This is a genomic window from Streptomyces sp. GbtcB6 (assembly GCF_019091475.1).
Classification (GTDB): Bacteria; Actinomycetota; Actinomycetes; order Streptomycetales; family Streptomycetaceae; genus Streptomyces; species Streptomyces hyaluromycini.
Window position 1 is genome coordinate 1 of sequence record NZ_JAGXJL010000515.1, and the last position, 232, is coordinate 232.

Sequence of the window (232 nt, forward strand, 5' to 3'; positions counted from 1 at the left end):
GGGGTCTGCCGCGCGCCCCCAGGGAACTGCTCGAACACAAGCGGCAGGGCAACCTCATCAGCCACGGGGAGCCGCTGCCGGCCGGGGAAACCGAACTGGCCACGCTGGACGTGCTGGTCCACTCCATCGCGGACGCGGTCACGGAGTCCCTGATCCCTGCCGGACTGGTACTCCACGAGGGCGACTCAGGGGGACTGCGGCCGTCGTTCGTCTGGGATGGCGACGGTGGGGC

At 70.7% G+C, this 232-nt stretch carries 1 protein-coding gene; it reads left to right on the forward strand.

Translation table 11 applies throughout. From position 1 onward, the window contains the following. Positions 1-232, forward strand: a 232-nt coding sequence (locus KVT45_RS55840; protein WP_217562802.1) for a hypothetical protein, incomplete at both ends; no start/stop codon positions are given.